The following is a 312-nucleotide window of genomic DNA, read 5'->3' as shown; positions in this document are numbered from 1 at the left end:
GAAACTCGGCTGGATTCGTTTCTCCAAGTCCCGAAACATCGAAGGCGACATTAAGCGTGTCACCGTGCGCCGCAGCAGCACCGGCCGGTATTCTATTTCGGTCATTTGCGAAATGCCTTATTCCCCGTACAAACCAAGCACCAACGATGCCGTTGGCATCGATGTCGGGCTGAAAGAATTCGCTGTACTCTCAAACGGCCAAGTCATCTCCAACCCGAAATACTACCAAGAATATGAAAAGCGATTAGCCTTTCTTCAGCGTGCGTTTGCACGTAAAAAAGAAGGTTCGAAATCGCGGGAAAAAAATAAAGC

Annotated in this window: 1 protein-coding gene; it reads left to right on the top strand. The window is 48.7% G+C overall.

Annotation, left to right across the window (positions count from 1 at the left end; genetic code table 11):
• Positions 1–312: RNA-guided endonuclease InsQ/TnpB family protein (locus tag L2D08_RS23700; protein WP_242238018.1), on the top strand; the 312-nt coding region annotated here is incomplete at both ends.

The organism is Domibacillus sp. PGB-M46, from assembly GCF_022668875.1.
Classification (GTDB): domain Bacteria; phylum Bacillota; class Bacilli; order Bacillales; family Domibacillaceae; genus Domibacillus.
The sequence above is the reverse complement of the archived record's forward strand: the minus strand, read 5'-3'. Positions and strand labels throughout refer to the sequence as shown.